The sequence below is a fragment of the Rahnella sp. 1L-D-7-B-C2 genome, from assembly GCF_057290995.1.
This window is the reverse complement of sequence record NZ_JBXAVQ010000003.1, coordinates 343,023-363,313: the sequence shown is the minus strand read 5'-3', so window position 1 is coordinate 363,313 and position 20,291 is coordinate 343,023. Positions and strand designations below refer to the sequence as shown.

Sequence of the window (20,291 nt, the reverse complement as noted above, 5' to 3'; positions counted from 1 at the left end):
GTAATTTTAAAAAAGCCAATCCTATAGGATTGGCTTTTTATTGTTTAAATAAATTCAAGCACTTCAGATCATTTAGAAAAGCATCAAACGTTCAATAATAGGTAATAGTAACATTAGCCTTCGCAGTGATCTTACCGGTAAAACTATTCCCCCCGGAATCCGTTACATTGGCGGCTGTCTGCACAATTGCCGCCTGGAAAGAGGCGGTATTTTTACCCTGTTGCCCTATCCCCAGATTTTGTTTCACGCCGGTTTTGACCACCTTTCCCTCACTGTCATAAATCTCGACGGCAATACCGCTGAGTGCTTTGTTGTCAGCCGCATCATGAACTACCAGAGTATCTTTCCCATTAATCACGGCATTCGCATCGTCAAAGGTAAATTCTACATTACTGGTGTAACTGCTACAGGTAAAATCCATCCCAAAACGGGTCAGTGGCCCTTCCTGCGGGAAAGTCCCACTGCCACTTTTGCGGATACTGCCTAAATCAACCACCTGATGTTTGTTATCCAGGGAGCAGGAAGGTGCGGCGATATAGACACCAGAACCAAGAGGGACATCAACAGTTGCAATGCCGCCGAGCCCGTCGATGGTGAAGGTTAAATGTGCCCCCGACGGGATCACCGCCTGGGAACCGTATTCCATCCAGCCAAATTTAATCAGCTCCGCGCGCATTGATTCGACGGCGAAGTTATATTTATTATCGTATTTATACAGCGTCTTTGCGGCGTTATATTGTGCACCGAACTCCACGAGCGTGGTGTCATCTTTACCATTGACAATAGGGTACTCCACGCCCAGGCGTTTGCCCGCTGCCATTGCCGCAGGTGGATAACTGCTTGGCAGTGTTTCTTCATTAATTGAAACTGCCTTAATGTACATCTTAAGCTTGATGCCGTTGTTTGTGGTATCTGCCTCACCGGTCCAGTTCAGTGCCTTATCATTTACCGCACTCAGACTAAGGCTTATCGTGCCATTGAAGGCCGCAGGTGCTTCAAACTCTTGTCCGTCAGAAGTGCATGTCAGACGCATATTGGGTAAAAACTGGGCGTAATCCAGTGACAGCACAACCGTGTAGTCAGGCGTGTTCTGATCGGCAGCAATCGGGTTTTCCCGGGTATAAGGCGAGAAAGGTTGTGCACCTCCGGAATCAATATCACAATGCAAAACCGCAGCAAATGTTGTGGCTGGAAATACACAGAACAGCATGAAAGCCGCTGTAAAAGCAGTGACGTTAAATCCCGAAACCTTTCTTTTCATATTTACTGCCCGTTAAAATTTCAAAGACTGATGCAACACTGGCGTTTCGCCACCAAAATCATTGATCGCAGAGTAATTCAATGTGCCTGATTTCCCGACAACACCTGCGGGCAGTGCATAGCGGGTTTCACCTTTCGCCGGAACCATTGCGTTTTTATCAGCTAACGGGATTGGTTTGCCCCCGGCAGTGACGCTTAACTCGGAGAAACTGGCATAATATTCGGTCGGATTTTTCGCGATAAGCCAGATTTTTCCATCCTGACTGCTGACCTGCCACTGCAATTTATTAACGGTATCAGCAGGCTTTTCTTTTAGCGTGGTAGGTCGAATAAAGACTTTCAGACGCGTTCGTACGGCGACCTGCAACTGATTACCCTCAACTTTGCTTACCGGCGGAATCTCCTGGATCCACAGCCAGTAAACGGATTCGCGATCCTGCTGCACTTTGCCCGGCACAATGACCATGCGTAATTTACCTTCGCGCCCCGCGCCGATTTTAAATAACGGCGGTGTGAGGATCACCGGCAGATTCTTATCATTACCTTTTTGATCCTCAACCCAGGACTGAACAAGATAGTCATGGGTTTTATCGTCGTTGAGTAACTTAATTGAGGTCTCTTTATCACTTTCTAATGCGATAACCCTTGTCAGGGCCGGTCGTACTGCCGCTGAAGCTACATTGGTTAATAATAGAAGGCTCATTAATACTGGCACTGCAATTTTAGTCAATTTCATACATTTCTCTGTTAGCGACAAATCGCATTAACTTGTTGATACCAGGGTTCTGACTGGTCTTTGGATAAAGGTAAAATAAACTGACACTGGGTGTTGTTTTCCATTGTCAAATGCAGGGCTGAATCTCCGTCATCCAAAACACCATTGAGATACAGCAGCCCGTTATCGGCCACCATGCCGACCTGCTCCTTGCCTTGCCATGCACTGGCACCAAAAGGTGCTGGTTTACCGTCGGGCATCGATAGCATGACGATTGCCCGGCGCCCGACTTTGGTCTGAAAGCGGCGGACGACGACAGCGCCGTGGGTTGGGATGACGTTTTCACCGCCATCAACCAGTTCGACATTATCCGCCGCGTGACACGTATCAAGTGACAGTGAGTTATCACGGTAAGCCGATATCGACGGTACAACAGCCCGTCCCCAGCGATTGGTCGATACTCCCGGTTGCCCTTCTACACTGATGTTCTCCGCCCCTGGCGTTTCAATGATGGCAATGGTATCTCCCAGTTGCTGGGAGAGCACGACCCCCTGCCCGTACGCCACTACGCCGCCCGAAATCCCGGCTGAATACTGATTGCTTCCCTGGCTGGCACTTGCGCTGGCATTCATATTTGCCATGCTGTTGCGATAAGCCAGTGAACCCGCTGGTGAATAACCGTTGCTGTCGTGCTGCGCCGAGAGTGAATAGTTCAGGGCGCTGTCCAGCTCAGTGCCGGACACGGTCGCCATCTGCGATCCGCCAGAATGGTTACTGCTGTTGGTGCTATAGGAAAGATTGCGGCTACGTTTTTCCCCCATATCCAGCGGCACAGAGAAATTCAATGACAACTGGCGGTCAGGGCCGTTGCCACCGGACGACTCATCCCCGGAATTTGCCTGATAGCTATAGCTTACGTTCACGTTTACGGCCCGGACATTGAAGCTATACCCCATAGTTAAGGACGTGTCCTTGACGTTTGAGTCATAATAACTGTCTTGCTGTAACGTGAAATAACCACTGCCAAATTTGCCTAAGCCTTGATTTACCGTGGTTTGAATTTCATTTTTACGATGATACCGCGTCTCATCATCCCCCCATCGCCAGCCAGCGTATTCGGGGAAATCCATAAAATCCTGGGTTTGATAGCGATATCCCATAACTTGCAGTGAGGTATCGGAGCTGTCGAACCGCCTCGCATAAAGCAGACGTAACGCCCGTCCGCCTTCTCCCACGCTCTCAGCCTGAGTGTAGTTCTGGTTGCTGTGATTTCCATCACTGGTTGACTGATGTTGCTCCAGCGCCCAGTCCAGCGATACACTCCCCAGCACGCCCATATTGAACGCGCCGCTCAGCGCCATGGACTGATATCCTTCCCCCATGACCAACAGATCACTGAGGGTTAATTGATCCCAGCCGTACTGTAAACTTCCCTGAGCAACCATTGGCTGATAAGCAATGCCACTGTCGCGATAGCGGCCTCCGCTGACACTGTAACGCCAGGTGCCGGGACGCAGCATGTTGGGCAGCGACGTATAAGGCACCGTAAAATGTTGCTGGCTACCGTCGCTCTCTTCAACCGTGACATCTAAATCAGCGCCGATTTGCCCGTTATTTAAGTCCGAAATGGCAAAGCTGCCGGGTGATACCGTTTTACTATAAATAATGTTGCCACGCTGGCGGATAACAATCCGCGCATTGCTGCGTGCTACGCCACGTATAACAGGCGAATAACTGAACGTATCTGATGGTAGCATTTGGGCATTCGTTTCCAGTGTCATCCCGCGTACGGGCAAAATACCTAAAACATCACTGGAAGTACTGGCGTAAACATCACCGACGGTAAAACGGGAAACCAGCGCGGCGACATCCCGCTCAGCATATGCACGATCGTGGTTTTGTTCCCAGCCCCTTTCGGATTTGTTGAAAGTATCAAAACTGTAGAAACGCCAGTTGCCAAAATTTACGCCTGAATTAAGGCTCAGATAGGCCGTATCACTGCTGGACGGATCCGTATTCGTGTCGTGATTTTCAGTATGATAGACATAGCCGGAGTAACTTAATTTGAGGGCGTTTACCCCGCTGTCCCAAAGTGTAGGGTCAATCATCTCGGTTTGTGTAGAAACATTCATCGCCGCCTGAGGTGCGGTGACAACTAACTGCTGCATAGATTCGTCATACTGAATTCTGGCATCCGGCCATTTGGCTGAAAGGTCATAGCAAACTTCATCGCCATTCTTTGCCAGTTCATTCAGATGGTGATCTAATCCCATTTGATGTAGTAAAGCTTGGGTTAAACAAGGTGCAGCCCCTTCTCGGTCTTTTACAGGAATAAATTCGACTTTTGTTTTAAATAACGTTCGGCCATTGAGAACTATATCTGCCGTTTTCACGCCAGGTTCTGTTTGATCTGGATGATAAAACTGTTGAGGAACTGTCTGAGTATCTTTGCGTAAAAAGTCAGCATCGAAGGAAGGAGACTCAGATGAATTTGGTGCAGGAGTATCTTGCGCGTGACTATTAAATGAATAAAAAGCAGGCATACCTATGACAATAATCATTAACAAAGTAGAATGAATTTTCATCACAATATGTCTGCTTTTGTTATTTAACAAATAAAACCACTCAAATTTTCAGTAAGAAAAATGTTACTGATAGGTAATATCTACAAACGTTTTGGCGCTAACATTACCTGCAGTCACTGCCGGGGTAGATGTATTGGCTTTATAAGCCACCTTAAACAAGAGTGAGGTATTCCCGGTAGAAAGCGCCTGAGCTTTTGAAGGCGTACCCCCGTTAATATCTACCAGCGTAGAACCGTCGTTTTCCAGAATTGCAATACCAACACCTGATGCAGGACCGTTAGTTTGGCTGTTCTTCAGGATTGAATTATCGATGGTATCTGGTGTTCCGCTGAAAGATACCTGTGCGTTTTTCACCGTAGTCGTATCACAATCTTTAAGATCGATAGTGAAATCTTTCATACCCGCATAGCCACCCGCTGCAGCGAACGAGGTTGGCGTTACTGAGGCTAATGACATCACAGCACCATTAGCAGTAGTACCGCCGTTGAAGCCGCTAAGAGTACACGCCGACGCCACTACCTGACCGTTAAAGGTAATATCACCATCTGAAGCTGATGCCAGTGTGGTATAGCCCGTAGCAGACAGAAAAATGAATGCGGGTAATGATTTAAGAACAAAACGTTTCATTATATAGTCCAATGTTGATCATTATACATTTGACACACCATGTAATGTGCACCAGAATAATTCCAGAGAAATTAGTATAATCCAAATGACATCAATCAACATTTAGCTACGCTGAAATCTTAATTTAGAAAAATTTAATCTCGGCGTTTGTTTCTAAAATACCTCCATTAAATCAACACATTCAGAAAATATGAAAAGCCTACAACACATTCAATAATTAAATGAATCAACATCGTGAGGGGTGATTTGGAAAATACAAGGGAAGATATACAGCGGAATGAGATAACAAGTTTATTATATATCAGACTGGGCACTGCCCAGTCATATCAAACGAACGTTATTATTTTTTAACAAAATCACGCATATGATTTTGCATTGCTTTGACAACCTGATGAAGTTCAGGGTTTTTAATTAGATTCTTGTGATATGTCATGTAAGTGTTAACTATGGGCAAAACAAAATCACATTTTAATATTTTCAAGTTAAAGCATTCAACAAATTTTTCGGCAAACCAATCAGGAACAAAGCTGATATAATCAGAAGATTCCGTCATACCAAGAATTGTAATAAGTGAACTGCTGCTGTAAGCAAAGTTCCTTTTTGTAAAGAAATCTTCAATCAGTACCTGAATATTTTTTACGGAATCTGTTTCGTTCAATAAGAAGGTGGACATTTCATCTTTCATGTTTTCCTGTATCAGTGTGTCACCAATACGTGGATGATCTTTGCGACAAACAGCAACGGCCTGAGTTGAGTCAAAAATCTCAGTAACGGTTGAAAAACTATAATAAGGGGCCGAATCAAACACTAAATCGGCTTTACGGAAGGTCAAAATTTCCTCGGTCGAATCAACCATAGCATCAGAACTAATATGCTTTATACCACACTGTAAACCCGCATCTTTTAAAGCCAATGCGAGTGATGGCATGACCCGAAGTGCGGTAAATGGCGTGCAATAAATCGTCACCTGACTGAGTGCTAAAGGTTCAGAAATCAGCAATTGTTCAAAAAGCAGTCCGATGTTCTCGCTGATGCTTTCGTGTATTTTATCGGCAACGCTGGTCGGGGAGACCCCTTTCCCTTCACGGATAAATAGCGGATCATTAAAAAATATCCTGAGTTTTTGCAATGACTGGCTTATCGCCGAAGCAGTCACACCCAGAATTTCGGCAGCACGCATACCACTACCGCTGATGTAGACCGTTTCAAATACTTTCAACAAGTTTAAATCGAAATCTTTGAGTTTCTGTAAATTTTCCACAACATTCGTGTCTTTCACAACCCCGCCTTATTTTATACAAAGGTTTCATCGCCCCTAAGTATTGGTGGAGTTATCAGAAAAAGCCAAATTATTGAAAAAGATAATTACAATAGTAGGTAAATAACCGGATGTGACAGCACTCTTCGCTGTTACGGCAGTAAAACTGTATGGAACAAACAAGTCACACTGTAAGTTGGTCAGTCGTACGAAAAAACGGCTGGGGGGGTTTAAAAGTATGTCCCTTCACTGACGGGTACGCTGGACGCAAATGCGACCTCTCATCTGCATCATAAATAGCGGAGAGAGATCGCATTTTGCAATAAACCAGTGAAAATTGTACATAGCTCACCGCCTGCTGCATCTTTACGCGAGATATTGCTTTTACAATTTACTCATAAAGCGGTTCTTACCGGTAAGCCAGCGTCATTTGAACCGCGGCAATGATCGTACCAGGCGTCACAGCTTTGCCATCACCGCCATTACGTATCCTTGTCTTCAGACTGATAGAAGCATCATGGGTTGTGGCATTAATAGCAATTGCACCAAATGCTTTCCCAGGTCCCATATTTTTGGTTCCGTAATCAGTCGTCAGTTCAACATCCGCATTTTGTGCAGTACCTGTATTTTTGTAATAGTCAGTATGTGATGCAGTACCATTAAAACTCACGTCAGCAGCGGTAGTGGTTGCAGGGCAATTCGTCACATTAATACCAAAAAGCAAGAAATCCGATGCTGACCCTGTTGTTGCGAGGGCGCTTGCATTAACATCAGGGATGACCACGTTCAGTTGTGCGGGGGCTACTGTACAAGGCGTTGCGACAACGTTCCCTGTGATGTTAATCGTAGAGTCTGCTGCCATAGCATGACCGCACACAGCCGTAACAGATAAACACAGTAATACCTGTGCAGATATTTTCTTCATGAAAAATTTCATATTTCCCTTACCTTTTCATTTAAGTTGTCATACATAGTATAAATAAGTGACAATCTAGCCACTTGACACTCTATACCTGAGTTACGGGCTAAACAGTTAACTAAGTCGTCGCACAGATTTAAGATAGAATTAATCTGTAAAGTGATATTAACACAGCTGGTTTTTATGAAAACATCATCACGCTTAATTTCAAATTAAGTCAATCTTCATTTAGAACCATCTTCCTTATTAAACAGTAAGTTAGTAACAAGTGCTGAAAATATTACGCAATAAATTATGAAATAATTATGCCCGCTTGCTTTATTTTTTTCTCTCCACTGTTTTTGTACATGCCACTTTAATTCAGCCAATTCAATTTTAGGGACCCGCCGACATACAGATTACATTCACTGCGGAGATCGCTATGTAAAAGATACCGTTCACTGAGCATTTGATGATCGCCGTACTGAAACAGTCGAAGCTGGCAGCACCGTCGAAGATGCATGTCGCTAGGCGGCTATTTCCGAAGCCGGCGATAAAAAGGACAAGGCGAAATATGGCGGGAGGATAACGGGTGGGAACTTAAATCACTGGTTCTGGTTCATTAGTCTGAAGAACTTAGCATGATGCAGGAATTTCTCAAGCCAGCCAAGCCGACACATAACGTGTTTATAGAACGCTCTGTACGTACCTGACAAAAAGATTGGATTGATAGTCGTACAGAAAAGCTGCTGGGGTTTAAAAAGGTATAAAGCATTTGCAGGCATCACCAGCTATAAGCTCGATCCCTATCTATAGCATAAATAATTGACAGGGATCGTGTTTTGCAAAAACCAATGAAAATTGTACATATCTCACCGCCTGCTGAATCTTTGCGCGAGAAGTTGCTTTTACAATTTACTCTTGAATCAATATTTTTATCGGTAAGCAAGCGTCATTTGAACTGCCGATATGACTGTACCCGGTGTCGCTGCCTTGCCATCACCACCATTACGTATCCTTGTCTTAAGATTTATAGTGGCGTCATGAGTTGTTGCATTGAATGCAATTGCACCAAACACTTTGCCAGGACCCATATTTTTTTGCCCGGAAACTGTCGTTAGCTCAACATCCACATTCTGTGCAGTACCAGTGTTTTTATAAAAATCGGCATGAGATGCAGTACCGTTAAAACTAACATCTGCCGCGGTAGTGGTTGCTGGGCAACCAGTAACACTGATTGCAAATTCTAAGAATGAGGAGAAACCTGCCGCATCTGCCAATACACTTGCATCAACATCAGGAATGACAACGTTCAGTTGTCCAGGCGCGACTGTACAAGACGTTGCAACGACTTTCCCCGTAATATTTATCGTAGAGTCCGTTGCCATAGCAGGAGCACAAACCGCCGCAACAGATAAACACAGTAATACCTGTGCAGATATTTTCTTCATGCAAAACTTCATATTTCCTTCACCTTTTAATTGAAGTCTATGTTCTCATAGACGGTATAAGCAAGTGGCAATCTAGCCACGTCGAACACTACTTCCAGAGTTAGGGAGGAGCAGTTAATTGAGAGAGACTTACAGATTAAAAATAGCAATGACATTCAAAATAATCATAACTTAACAACCATCTAAATTAAATTCACACTGTTTTAATTTCGCTTTTTCTGGCCTGCTCTAATGCTTTAATCAGGGAGTTAAAGTTATCATTACGCATTGATGATTTATTGTAAGTCATGTAGGTGACAACCGGCTCAGTGACCATAGCCGACTGAAGAATACGAATATCAAAACTTGCAGCAACCTTTTCAGCAAACCACCTTGGAACATAACCTATGCAATCCGTTTTCTCCACCATGGCTATCGTAGCCATGACAGAGCTGCTGCTAAATAAAAACTTACGGTCACCATAATGTTGGTTTATTTGTGTTTGCGTCAGATGCAACATATCTGAGTCAACCGTCAGGAATGTTGACTTTTCTCTTTGAGCACTTTCAGTGGTTAATATATCAGCCAGCCGTGGGTGATCTTTACGGCAGACAGCGGCCACACTATCTTGCATAAAGGCCTGCGTTACCGTTGAAAAACTGTAATGAGGGTTAGTATCAAAAACAATATCTGCCTTACGGTAACTTAGTAAATCCTCAGTAGAGCCAATCATGTCGTCTGAACTGATATGGGTAAATTCAAAGTCTAGCCGTTCACGTTGTAGTACATTGACCATGTCAGGCAGAATGCGCGTCGCCGCATAGGGCGATGAGTAGATAATGAATTTTCGCGAGTTTTCCTGCCCCGAAAATTCACTTAAAGTATTCACAATTCGCCCAAAGCCCAGGCCAATCTGCTCATGCAGATTGCTGGCTACTGAAGTAGGTGCGACCCCTTTTCCGTCCCGTACAAATAACGGATCCGAAAAGTAGTTACGCAATTTTTGCAAAGACTGACTGACCGCTGAAGGGCTGACCCCCAATACAGTTGCAGCTCTCATCCCACTTTTGTAGGTGTATATTGTTTCAAACACCACAAGAAGGTTAAGATCAAATTCTTTTAACTTTTCGATATTATCTATGACATTATTTTCTTTCATTGTAACTATCCGTTGACATTTAGAGCATTACTGTGGGCTCACTCAGGGTGATGTAATACTAGGATATACATCATGGTACGAATGAGTGATTTTTATTATAAATAATTAGCAACTACACAGCCCAGCCAGACCCACATCATATTCCTTACCTTATTTTTATTAAGGAAGTTATCACTAAATCTCAACCAAAAAAACACTTGCAATAAAAAACCAGCACGTTGTTTTATATAAATCACGCAAAGCTATACATTGAGTTAAAATATCAACTGAATAATACCTTATTCACCCAGAACGTATAACAACCTGAATTTCATCTAAAAATGCTCTGGTAATGACACGAGAGCATTTTAAATAACATTATTATCTGATAATGAATTTTTATTCGTATGTCATGGTCAGATAAGCTACCGCACCGACCTTGCCCACTGTAACGTCTTTCTGAGTCTGGTAAACACGCGCAGCCAGGTTAATACTTTCAGTTGTTGAAGAGGAACTTTTAAATAATGTTTTTGTGCCAAACGCTACGGCCGAACCGCCCGAATAATAAAGCTGCACCCCTAATCCGGTTGCGCTGTTAGTTTGAGAAAGCAATTTAATAACACCGGCAACATTTGAAGAGTCTTGCGTCGCGTCAATGGTGGTGGATATTTTAGTACCCGCATAGCAGCTTAGTGGAATAGAAAAATTCTTAAAGTCACTTGTTTTCCCCACACCAGTAAAAGCAGAAGCACTGACATTGCCAAGATCAACATTAACTGAAGAACTAACGGTACACCCGACTAGATTAACGACAAATTTTGTATTGGTAAATGAAACCTGGTTTGTTAATAAATCAGCATACTTTACATTTGCCAGCGGGCTTGGAAATACTGTACTGCCATTGGCATAAGTCCCGGTACTCCAAAATTGAACTTTGTACTCAGAAGCAGGATAATAGGGTATAGTATCAAGGCTAGTTAATTTAGCTGTTACAGATGTTCGCGGTGACGTCAGTACGAATTGTTGAATAGATAAATCATGGCTATTTGAATAGAATACTTTCAAACCGATCCCCGGTATTCCAGTATTATAAATACCATCTCCTATTGGAGAAAGTGTCGCGCTGTTAAGATATCCACCAGAGACGGGGAAGGTCAGGATGTTAGTGGTACTCGTAAATCCTGGAGCACACTTTATAGAGGTATTACCACCATTTAACCAGCCAGAATCCCATAAGAGAGTTTTGACCGGCGTCCCGGCACGTATATTAACGACAGCAGGAAGATTTAATGTGGATGTACTGACTGAGTATCCAGGGGCAAAAGTACATTCCACAGGAAAAACAACCTCTGCATTTGCATTATTTATGGATAGCATTGTCGTAAACAAAATTACTACAGTTGATATAAAATATTTTAGTTTCAAAATGTGTACTTCCTGTTTACAGTGTTTTTTGTTCAGTCTTTGTTGGGTTGCCAGAATCATCAATAACCTGCCATTTCACTCTTTGTGGGGTAGTTCCTCCCGCAGGCAGGTTAAACAATACAGAACTTTTCGGCGGAACCATTTTAGCTTCAGGAATTTCTCTTTCGTCTACCTGCAATGAGTAAAAGCTTATATAGTAAGCGGTGGGATTTGTTACTTTAAGTTTCCCACCTTCTGTATTGAACTTAATATTTTTATAAGCCTCATCGACGTTGCCCACTAAATCTTTAGGTCGGTAGAATAATTTTAATCGCGATTTCACAATCAACTGCAAGGTGTCTTTTGTATTTTTGTCATCAGTAGCCGGTATGGGTTTAACATCCAGCCAGAATTGAGACTCTCGATCTTTGGGTAAATTATCTCCCGTCTTGATAATTCTCAATGCGTGCTCTTCATTACCGCCTAAACGAGTTAAAGGGGGAATGACAGTGAACGGAGACCTCACGCCGGAATCAGATTCCACCCAGGACTGAACTAAGTATGTGTCCGTTACACTTGTGTTTTTTATTGATAATGCAGCTTCTTTTGCATCAAAGTTATAAATAACTCTGGTGGCCCCCATCTCTACACCCGCCATAACAGAGCTGGATGCTAAAGACAGTAAACCAATTAATATCGCAGGGATGATTTTTTTCATGATTCCAGCTTTAATTTATTCACAGTGGTAAGATAATTGTTTCAATCATTATAGCACTGAATGATTCCATGAAAATAACAGGAATGAAGATATTAGTTTTGTCACACTCCATCACCCATGCATCCTGATGATAACTCTATAATTACTTCATAAATAAGCGTAAATACATTAGCAATTAAGCAGCGCTAAATTTCTAAAGAAATTTAATCATATTGGATATAAGGGAGATACCTTCGATACCCCCTTTACCTATTGGAAGTCAAAAGACACTTCCAGTATCCCCGCCACAGTGCCAGAAGTAGCTTCACCCTGCGGTGATGTCATCCTGCCCTTCAGATCCATTTTTGCCTGATGCTGAGAATTCACGGATAAATCACGCACGGAATTATTGCTTACCCGAACACCAGTAGCGTCTGCAACTTCAATCGCCACATGCTCACTGGAGCCTGTATTGGTAAAAAATACAGGATAGTCAGGATCCGGCGTTCCGGTAAAATGCACCACAACTTTTGTTGTCGTTGCCGGGCAATCTGTCAGGTTGAGCGAGAAAGCCGCCCAGTCTGCACTATCTCCGGCATTGTGCAGGCGATTGCTAAAGACCTCACCGAGGTCGACATCTCCCTTGACCGTATCGGGTGCAATAATACAGGGAGATGCCAACACATTTCCGGTGATAGCCAGTGCGCTATCACTGCTGGCTAACGCAGTCGGCGAAATAGTCGCTACAGATAAAATGGCAGTGTAGAGCAGAGAGAATACGGCATTTTTCGTGTTCATAACTGTTCCTGCTGTGAGGGTCTTTATTTGTAGGTAAAAGCAACCAAAATTGCAGCGCTGACCGCTCCTGGTGTAACTGAACCGGCCTTAGTGTACATACGGGCTTTTACCGGCATGGTTATCTTTCCAGATGCTACAGCCACATCACCAAATGATGTCCCATTTTTCAGGAAGGTTGTTCCGTCCGTTTTAGCGAGTTCAACACTGACTGCAGTAGAACCACCGCCAGCATTCTTATATCCATTAGTGTCATTAGTATCTGCGGTTCCGGAGAAAGTTGCATTGACTGTTGTCGTTGTCGAAGGACAGTTAATCAGGGTAATGTTATACAAAGCACTCCATGGTGAAGACTTACCTGCCGCTGCTAAAACCGAGGCGTCAACATCGCCAAGAGGAATACCCAGGTTTACGGAACCCGTATCGACAGTGCAAGCTGAAGCCACTACCTTTCCAGTAATATTAAGATTTGAATCTGCAGCCATCACACTTTGCGACATCAAGATTTGCAAGGCAATCGCCGTCATTGTGATAATAATTTTCTTCTTCATCTGTACATTCCTTGTGTGGAGATCAATTAACGTTTTAATTACGGTGTTCAAAATTTTATAAGCCGGTTACCAGGGCTTAATCTGGCATACATTTTTCCTCTAACGCCATCAGGACTTCCTCAGCCTGCTTTTCATTGACCTCATAGTGCACAATACAGTGTTCATCCGCTTCTTTACCCCACTGTGCTTTCAGTGAGCCTTTGGCCGGTAAACCACTCAGGTAAGCTTCACCTTGTTCACCTACAATACCGGCATTCGTATTGGCCTTGTCGTCCATCAGGGCCACCGTGGTACCGAAGGGTACTGGCTTACCTGAAGGGCGCATCATGACCATCATCATGCGATAGCCCACGTGAGTGGTGAATGTAGCGCGAACCACAGCCCCACGGGTTGGAACAACATCTCTGGCACTTTCATCGATTTCGACGTTTTTACCCAGACTGGTTGTATCCAGACCTACGTTGTTGTGCCGGAATGGCGTGATATATGGCAGCACGGCAAAACCTGAGCTGTCAGTTTTGACACCATTATTGTTCCAAATTTTGGTATCCGCCGCGCCCGGCGTGGCAACTAACGCTACGGTTTCACCCAGTGGCTGCGAAAGTGTCACCCCGCCGCTGTGGGCAACGACCCCGCCCTGCAAGCCATAGTTAATCCGACGAGAATCACTGGTATAGCTGTAACCGACGTTAGAATTACCGTATTTCCCCTGATAGTTCAGCGAAGTATTCCCGGAATTTCCCTGGCCCTGATTACCGAACCCTTCACTGACGTTATAGTTAAGGTTATGGTCTTCAAGTAACGTGCCATTCAAGCTGGTTTGGCGCTGAATCCGACCATCACTGCTTTGGGTACTGTTATAACTGACGGTCGCAGACTTCAGCCATTTATCCAACGGAATAGAGACATTCAGTGAAATCTGGCGATCTCGATCCTCTTCGGTTACATAACTGTCGCTAACGGCGATGTTATAAGAAATACTCTTCCAGCTATTGCTATAGCCCCATTGCAAAGTCTGTTCTTTAGTATCGTCGCCCCAATAATCCTGTACGCTGGCAGAAAAATAGAATGAGCCCCAATTCTCTGGCAGTGACTGGTTTACAGAGCCTTCAACCCGGCTGCGTTTGTGGGTACGAATATCAAATAACGATAGAGTATTGGCATCATCATTAAGGTCGACAGACTCCTGTAAAGTATAGAAACCGCTGGTTGAATAGCGATACCCCAGTAAACGAAAATCCGTACCGCTGTCAGCAAATGATTTTGAATATAAAAATCGGTATGACTGACCTTTAGAAACCACACCTTCCGGCAGGTTAGTTTTGGCTTGTGTAATATCGACTGATACCGCGCCAAAATCACCGAGGTTTTGCCCAAGCCCGAGTGCAGCAGCAGTATAATTTTCGCTGCCCTGCATACCGCCATAAGCCGTCACCCCGTGGCTGAAACCGTGAATCAACGTAAACTGGCCAAATTCAGGCGTGGAACCGCTATAGCCGTTTCGATACTGGCCTGCGGTCAGACTGTATTTAGTGCGCCCTTCACGTTGCAACATTGGCACCGACGCATACGGTTGTATAAAGGTCTGCTGGCTACCATCTTGTTCTTTTATCACTACCGTTAAGTCACCGCTCCCGCCACTCGGATAGAGATCGTTGATCTCAAAGGCACCTGGTGAAACATAACTCTGATAAATGGTATAACCATTTTGACTGATAGTGACCTGCGCATTGGTTTTAGCAATACCACGAATAATAGGCGCAAAACCTTGCTGGCTATCAGGTAACATATCGTCGTCAGATGCCAACTGCACGCCACGAAATTGCGAACTGTCAAAAATATCCGATGGTGAATAGCTGTCGCCTAATGTTAACTGCGATTTCAACGGCACAATGCTACGTTGTAAATAGGTGTTAACGTTCTGCCATTCCCGGACACCATTATTATCGTTCCAGGTGGAATAATTGCGTAAACGCCAGGCGCCGAGGTTTAATCCGGTACGCAAATTAAGATAATAGCTATCGTCGTTGCTACTTTGCCCCCCACCTTTATTCGTTCCGTTAGCACCCGTGAAGTTATAATCTATCAGCCCGGCGGGAATACCTTCATCCCAGTATTTGGGATCAACATAACCTCTGGCCGACCGAGAAATAAGCGCCTGCGGGATACTCAGGTTTAGCCTCTGCTTGTTAAAGTCGAATTCAGCTTTAGCTGAAGGTATCGACTGTAAAACATTGCTACATTTCTCTGTTACTGCTGGACTTTTTGTTGAGGCCTCTTCGGCTACGGCAGTGGTTTTATCTCCTGTTCCTTTAATGAACGCGTCGATAGCCTCTGTTTTCAAGCCATAACCTTTTAAGTCCTCTAATGTCAGACAAGGGATCAGTCCCGTTGTCTGTTCATTAGTTTTCGCCCCTACTCCACTTTTATCTGCAACAAATTCTACTTCCCGGTGATCGGTTTCTTCGCCGTTGATATAAATATCAACAGTGTATTTTCCTGGTAGTTGCCCACCCGAAGCGGAAGAGAACGCCGACAGATCAGCCACATTGCTGCCATCCCCCGTATTTTCCAAAAAAGCAGGGTTAAAACTTGAATCAGCAAAGCAATGCGTTGATAAAATAATAAGTGTCAGGGCGCTCAGTTTAAAATATCTATTCCGTCCCTTTGATAAAGAGCGCTTCAATACAGGCACGCTCTTTTTAGATATTTTTACGGCTTGCATTTTTCTCTCTATCAGTTATGCAGTAACTACCACATATCAATGAATTGCTGCTGTTGATGGGGCTGTTAAACCGCCGAAATCAGTAATAGTGGTGTAAGTAAGATTACTTGCACCTTCACTTCCTGCTGGCAGGGTGTAATGGGCTTCATCTTTCGGTAACACCAAATCGACTCCCGGTACCTCTTTACCTGCAATTTTCACATCACCGAGGGTGACGGAATAAGCTGACGGGTTTTTAACAATTAACTGATTACCCTGATGCGACCACTGTAATAGTGCAGGCGCGTCTTCTACTTTCCCTTGTAAGCCAACCGGACGATAAAACATTTTGATTCGGGTCTTTATGGCCAACTGTAGAACGTTCTGGGAAGTACCTTCGGCTGGTGCTGGCGGAATAGCCTTAACATTCACCCAATAAACCGACTCACGATCGGCAGGCACCTCACCGGGTGTTTTAATGATACGCAGCATATTTTCATTTTTAGCATTCAATCTAAACAGCGGCGGTGTGATAGCGAAAGGCACTTTCTTATTACCATTTTTATCATCAACCCAGGATTGCACCAGAAAATACTGCTCCGTATTTCTGTTATTCACATTAATGGAAGTTTCTTTACTGCTTGCATTGTAGATTACCCGTGTGGCACCTAAAACAATCCCGCCAGCAGCAAATACGGAATGTGAAGCTGCCATTAGAAAAATAGCAGCTACGATTTTATTGCTTTTCATAATAATCTCTCTGAGTTACCGGCATCATTAATGATGCCGGTTGATATAAATTTATTTATAAGCCAACTGGAAGTCAGCCTGGGCATTAGCATGACCAGAAACAACAGGGATGGCGGTTGCTTTATAACGTGCTTTAAAGTATAAAATATTTTGACCCGCAGTCAGTGTAGTATCATCACTGGCTTTGTTCATCGAAACAATTTTCCCAGCCTGATCGGAAATTTCAATACCAACGCCGGTCGCTGCACCCGCTTCGCCACCAATCGCCAGCAAATCAGTATCAAGTGTATCTGATGTACCACGGAAGGTGACCGTCGCAAATTTCAGAGTGGAAATGTTGCACTCCTCCAGATTGATGTTGAAGTTAGTAAAGGCTGAAGTATCTTTAGCTTTAGCGAAGGTAGATGATTTTACCTGGCCCAAGTTAACATCCTGGTACTGACTATCACTTGCAACAACACAAGGGGTTTCAACAATATCACCCGTGAAGTTGATTGTGCCATCTTTTGCCATAGAAGACTGACTGAAAGCCACAAGAGAAAGAGCAACACACAAGATAGATTTATTCAGAGTCATGATTTTTTCCTTAATATATAGATGAAACATCCATTCACTTGGATATTTGTTTTGATGAAAACGACAGCATTCATATATCAAACACAGTAATAAATCAGGCCGCATTACATCGTGAGTGGCATATTAATTGATTTATGAAATAAGTCACCTATAAAAAAACATCAAAAGTGAAGGTGAATGAATGCCGTGTGGTAATTTATTGTTTTTAAATGATTTATTTTAATGAAGTATTGCTTAATGTTAAATTAAGATAATTAAAAACAAATTTTCATTGCATAAAACCTCTAAATAACGTGTACAAATTCTCCTTTGCCGTGTTAACTTACAATTATGTAACCCCCCTAATTTTCAGTATTTTCTTCTTTGCTTAATACAACGACACATTAGTTAAGTGATTCTTAATTGAGGTTATATGAAAAAGGACAGCAACAAGCAGATAGACTTAAATCTCCTAAGATGCTTTACCCTACTATATCAAAATAAAAGTATTGTCCTGACAGCCAAACAACTTGAGCTTTCCTCGTCTATGGTATCCAGCCATCTGCGTAAACTCAGGTTTTTTTTTGACGATGTATTATTTATAAGACGAAACAAGTTATTTTTACCCACCCCTTTCGCAGATTCACTTTACATGAAGGTCGCTCCGGGGATGGCATTAGTGGGGTCGGCATTAGAAAGGCTTAATGTTAGCCAGGCAGGGCAGCGTTTGATAACGATTGGTTCAACGCCGTATATTACCAGTCAGGTAGTGCCGCTCATCATGCAGTTAAAGTCTGAGGATGAGAGTCTTTCAGATATAGGGATCAGCCATGTGGTGCTACCAAGCACGATAGAGTCTATTACGTTGCTTCTGGATAGCTCAAAAGCGGACATCGTCCTGTCTTATACTCCATTAAACAATATCGGCCTGGAGTGCAGGAAGTTATTCACTGATTCTGTTGAGATTATTTGCTCAAAGCAACACAGCTCACTTTCTCAAAAATCCATCACTAAAGCGGAGTACCAAAATGGTACGCATGCCGTGCTGGACACGCTATCGCCAGCCATACATAACATCAAGCAGATGGTCGAAACGCAATTTCCAAACCGAAGTATAGGTTTCAGCAGCAGCTATTATCTCGACTTGCTAGCGGTAGTTGAAATCTCAGATATGATCTGTCTGGTACCACAGATGCTTTTTAGCAAAATGCGCTCTTCATTTAACATTAAATCTCTTTCTTATAATTTTTCTTTAGGATTCAGGCCGCCACCCTTGTACGTAGTTTTCCGCAAAGACAGGCTGCTAGACCCTGGCATGAAATGGATATTTGATATTTTAAGTAAGCTTGAAGAAGGCTAACCATAAGATATTTAAAGCAAAACACCAGAAGTGTTTTCTGGTGTTTTGACTGCTATTAAAAACATTTGTAGTGGCTACTTTACAGCCCATAATCTTGGTTCTTACTCACTAAGGTCGATGCACAGGTATTTCATTTCCAGATAATCATCCATACCGTGACGTGAGCCCTCACGTCCCAACCCGGACTGTTTGATGCCACCGAACGGCGCGACTTCATTGGAAATCAGCCCGGTATTAATGCCTACCATCCCATACTCCAGCGCCTCAGGCACCCGCCACTGGCGTGCCGCATCACGCGTGAAAATGTACGCCGCCAGCCCGAACTCTGTGTCGTTGGCCATCGCCACGGCCTCGGCTTCGTCAGTAAAGCGGAAGACGGGCGCGACCGGTCCGAAGGTTTCTTCGCGGGCGAATTTCATCGCTGATGTGACATTCCCCACCACCGTTGGCTGAAAGAACGTACCGCCCAGCGCGTGCGGTTCCCCGCCAGTTAGCAGCGTTGCACCGTGAGACAGCGCATCCGCAATGTGTTCGCGCACTTTAGCAATCGCCGCATCATCAATAAGTGGCCCCTGCGTCACGCCAGGTTGCATACCCTCGCCAACACAGAGCTTTTCTACTTCTGCCACAAGTCTTTCTACCAGCGCGGGATAGATGCCTTGCTGGACATAAATACGGTTGGCGCAGACGCAGGTTTGCCCGCTGTTGCGAAATTTCGACGCCATAATACCCGCTACCACGCGTTCCAGATTTGCATCATCAAAGACGATAAACGGCGCGTTGCCGCCGAGTTCCAGAGAGAGTTTTTTCACCGTTGGCGCACTTTGTGCCATCAGGATACGTCCCACTTCGGTCGAACCGGTAAAGCTGAGCTTGCGAACCTCCGGGCTGTCGCAAAGCACTTTACCGACTTCATGGGCGGAACCGGTGATCACCTGCAGGACGCCATCAGGAATACCGGCTTCAATCGCCAGCTGCCCGAGCGCGAGCGCAGTGAGTGGCGTTTGTTCAGCCGGTTTGACGATCATCGCGCATCCCGCCGCCAATGCAGGCGCGGCCTTGCGGGTGATCATCGCCGCCGGGAAATTCCACGGGGTGATCGCCGCGCACACGCCAATCGGTTGTTTCAGCACCAGCATGCGCTGTGTCGTCTGAACCGGCGCCAGCACGCTGCCTTCAATACGTTTAGCTTCTTCCGCAAACCATTCTATAAAGGAGGCGGCATAAACGATTTCGCCCCGCGCTTCCGCCAGCGGCTTGCCCTGTTCTGCGGTCAACAAGGCCGCCAGATCCTCTGCGTGTTCGATCATCAGTTGCGCCCATTTTTGCATCAGCGCAGCACGTTGTTTGGCGGTTTTCTCCCGCCAGCCCACTTGTGCCTGTTCCGCATGGATAATCGCCTGCGCCGTTTGCGCGATAGTGATTTGTGGAACACTGCCGACAACCGCACCGGTCGCCGGATTGATCACGTTTTCGCGTTCGCTATTTTCGCTGTCCAGCCATTCACCATTGATCAGGCATTGCTGGCGCAGCAGTATTTGATGTTTCAGTTGCATGAGATCCC

Annotated in this window: 17 protein-coding genes; 1 reads left to right on the top strand and 16 read right to left on the bottom strand. The window is 44.5% G+C overall.

From position 1 onward, the window contains the following. Window positions 1-91: 91 nt before the first annotated feature. From AC0Z7K_RS07880 to AC0Z7K_RS07810, 15 genes are all read right to left on the bottom strand, one after another. Entirely contained in the window at window positions 92-1,261 is a 1,170-nt protein-coding gene (locus AC0Z7K_RS07880) for a fimbrial protein (RefSeq protein WP_485613755.1), read from the bottom strand. Between the two features lie 12 nt (window positions 1,262-1,273). Next, window positions 1,274-1,996: a fimbrial biogenesis chaperone gene (locus tag AC0Z7K_RS07875; RefSeq protein WP_485613754.1), complete on the bottom strand. Its 723-nt coding sequence runs from the start codon at window positions 1,994-1,996 to the stop codon at window positions 1,274-1,276. Window positions 1,997-2,007: 11 nt separating this feature from the next. After that, window positions 2,008-4,560: a fimbria/pilus outer membrane usher protein gene (locus AC0Z7K_RS07870; protein WP_485613752.1), complete on the bottom strand. Its 2,553-nt coding sequence runs from the start codon at window positions 4,558-4,560 to the stop codon at window positions 2,008-2,010. Window positions 4,561-4,623: 63 nt separating this feature from the next. After that, window positions 4,624-5,187 (bottom strand): fimbrial protein, encoded by a 564-nt coding sequence (locus tag AC0Z7K_RS07865; protein WP_485613751.1) that lies wholly within the window; start codon window positions 5,185-5,187, stop codon window positions 4,624-4,626. A gap of 340 nt (window positions 5,188-5,527) precedes the next feature. Continuing rightward, entirely contained in the window at window positions 5,528-6,466 is a 939-nt protein-coding gene (locus AC0Z7K_RS07860) for a LysR family transcriptional regulator (RefSeq protein WP_485613749.1), read from the bottom strand. 388 nt (window positions 6,467-6,854) lie between these two features. Continuing rightward, window positions 6,855-7,382, bottom strand: a complete 528-nt coding sequence (locus AC0Z7K_RS07855; protein WP_485613747.1) for a fimbrial protein — start codon at window positions 7,380-7,382, stop codon at window positions 6,855-6,857. An 896-nt stretch (window positions 7,383-8,278) separates the two neighbouring features. After that, the gene (locus AC0Z7K_RS07850) at window positions 8,279-8,794 is read right to left on the bottom strand and encodes a fimbrial protein (protein WP_485613746.1); all 516 of its coding nucleotides are present in this window, start codon (window positions 8,792-8,794) and stop codon (window positions 8,279-8,281) included. Window positions 8,795-8,987: 193 nt separating this feature from the next. Continuing rightward, window positions 8,988-9,932 carry a LysR family transcriptional regulator gene (locus tag AC0Z7K_RS07845; protein ID WP_485613745.1) on the bottom strand — a complete coding sequence of 315 codons (945 nt, stop codon included), beginning with the start codon at window positions 9,930-9,932 and terminating at the stop codon, window positions 8,988-8,990. A gap of 378 nt (window positions 9,933-10,310) precedes the next feature. Next, window positions 10,311-11,396: a fimbrial protein gene (locus tag AC0Z7K_RS07840; protein ID WP_485613744.1), complete on the bottom strand. Its 1,086-nt coding sequence runs from the start codon at window positions 11,394-11,396 to the stop codon at window positions 10,311-10,313. Beyond that, entirely contained in the window at window positions 11,353-12,033 is a 681-nt protein-coding gene (locus AC0Z7K_RS07835; protein WP_485613743.1) for a fimbrial biogenesis chaperone, read from the bottom strand. The genes AC0Z7K_RS07840 and AC0Z7K_RS07835 overlap by 44 nt, the downstream gene beginning before the upstream one ends. 249 nt (window positions 12,034-12,282) lie before the next feature. Further along, window positions 12,283-12,810, bottom strand: a complete 528-nt coding sequence (locus AC0Z7K_RS07830; protein ID WP_485613742.1) for a fimbrial protein — start codon at window positions 12,808-12,810, stop codon at window positions 12,283-12,285. A gap of 23 nt (window positions 12,811-12,833) precedes the next feature. Then, window positions 12,834-13,358: a fimbrial protein gene (locus AC0Z7K_RS07825; protein WP_485613741.1), complete on the bottom strand. Its 525-nt coding sequence runs from the start codon at window positions 13,356-13,358 to the stop codon at window positions 12,834-12,836. 76 nt (window positions 13,359-13,434) lie between these two features. Beyond that, the gene (locus AC0Z7K_RS07820; RefSeq protein ID WP_485613740.1) at window positions 13,435-16,083 is read right to left on the bottom strand and encodes a fimbria/pilus outer membrane usher protein; all 2,649 of its coding nucleotides are present in this window, start codon (window positions 16,081-16,083) and stop codon (window positions 13,435-13,437) included. A gap of 36 nt (window positions 16,084-16,119) precedes the next feature. Beyond that, entirely contained in the window at window positions 16,120-16,812 is a 693-nt protein-coding gene (locus tag AC0Z7K_RS07815) for a fimbrial biogenesis chaperone (protein ID WP_485613738.1), read from the bottom strand. Between the two features lie 51 nt (window positions 16,813-16,863). Continuing rightward, window positions 16,864-17,388, bottom strand: coding sequence for a fimbrial protein (locus AC0Z7K_RS07810; protein ID WP_485613736.1), 525 nt, complete (start codon window positions 17,386-17,388; stop codon window positions 16,864-16,866). 412 nt (window positions 17,389-17,800) lie between these two features. Between AC0Z7K_RS07810 and AC0Z7K_RS07805 the strand changes: the two genes are divergently transcribed. Further along, a complete protein-coding gene (locus AC0Z7K_RS07805) occupies window positions 17,801-18,727 on the top strand; it encodes a LysR substrate-binding domain-containing protein (RefSeq protein WP_485613735.1) in 927 nt (308 codons plus the stop codon). Between the two features lie 101 nt (window positions 18,728-18,828). Here the strand turns inward: AC0Z7K_RS07805 and AC0Z7K_RS07800 are convergent, their stop codons facing one another. Further along, the gene (locus tag AC0Z7K_RS07800) at window positions 18,829-20,283 is read right to left on the bottom strand and encodes an NAD-dependent succinate-semialdehyde dehydrogenase (RefSeq protein WP_485613733.1); all 1,455 of its coding nucleotides are present in this window, start codon (window positions 20,281-20,283) and stop codon (window positions 18,829-18,831) included. Window positions 20,284-20,291: the final 8 nt, after the last annotated feature.

What these genes read in the sequence shown, in the direction of transcription:
- AC0Z7K_RS07815 (WP_485613738.1), bottom strand. Translation starts at nt 16,812, where the DNA reads ATGAAAAGCAATAAAATCGTAGCTGCTATTTTTCTAATGGCAGCTTCA.
- AC0Z7K_RS07825 (WP_485613741.1), bottom strand. Translation starts at nt 13,358, where the DNA reads ATGAAGAAGAAAATTATTATCACAATGACGGCGATTGCCTTGCAAATC.
- AC0Z7K_RS07810 (WP_485613736.1), bottom strand. Translation starts at nt 17,388, where the DNA reads ATGACTCTGAATAAATCTATCTTGTGTGTTGCTCTTTCTCTTGTGGCT.
- AC0Z7K_RS07845 (WP_485613745.1), bottom strand. Translation starts at nt 9,932, where the DNA reads ATGAAAGAAAATAATGTCATAGATAATATCGAAAAGTTAAAAGAATTT.
- AC0Z7K_RS07870 (WP_485613752.1), bottom strand. Translation starts at nt 4,560, where the DNA reads ATGAAAATTCATTCTACTTTGTTAATGATTATTGTCATAGGTATGCCT.
- AC0Z7K_RS07855 (WP_485613747.1), bottom strand. Translation starts at nt 7,382, where the DNA reads ATGAAATTTTTCATGAAGAAAATATCTGCACAGGTATTACTGTGTTTA.
- AC0Z7K_RS07850 (WP_485613746.1), bottom strand. Translation starts at nt 8,794, where the DNA reads ATGAAGAAAATATCTGCACAGGTATTACTGTGTTTATCTGTTGCGGCG.
- AC0Z7K_RS07835 (WP_485613743.1), bottom strand. Translation starts at nt 12,033, where the DNA reads ATGAAAAAAATCATCCCTGCGATATTAATTGGTTTACTGTCTTTAGCA.
- AC0Z7K_RS07800 (WP_485613733.1), bottom strand. Translation starts at nt 20,283, where the DNA reads ATGCAACTGAAACATCAAATACTGCTGCGCCAGCAATGCCTGATCAAT.
- AC0Z7K_RS07820 (WP_485613740.1), bottom strand. Translation starts at nt 16,083, where the DNA reads ATGCAAGCCGTAAAAATATCTAAAAAGAGCGTGCCTGTATTGAAGCGC.
- AC0Z7K_RS07865 (WP_485613751.1), bottom strand. Translation starts at nt 5,187, where the DNA reads ATGAAACGTTTTGTTCTTAAATCATTACCCGCATTCATTTTTCTGTCT.
- AC0Z7K_RS07830 (WP_485613742.1), bottom strand. Translation starts at nt 12,810, where the DNA reads ATGAACACGAAAAATGCCGTATTCTCTCTGCTCTACACTGCCATTTTA.
- AC0Z7K_RS07840 (WP_485613744.1), bottom strand. Translation starts at nt 11,396, where the DNA reads ATGATTCTGGCAACCCAACAAAGACTGAACAAAAAACACTGTAAACAG.
- AC0Z7K_RS07875 (WP_485613754.1), bottom strand. Translation starts at nt 1,996, where the DNA reads ATGAAATTGACTAAAATTGCAGTGCCAGTATTAATGAGCCTTCTATTA.
- AC0Z7K_RS07805 (WP_485613735.1), top strand. Translation starts at nt 17,801, where the DNA reads ATGAAAAAGGACAGCAACAAGCAGATAGACTTAAATCTCCTAAGATGC.
- AC0Z7K_RS07880 (WP_485613755.1), bottom strand. Translation starts at nt 1,261, where the DNA reads ATGAAAAGAAAGGTTTCGGGATTTAACGTCACTGCTTTTACAGCGGCT.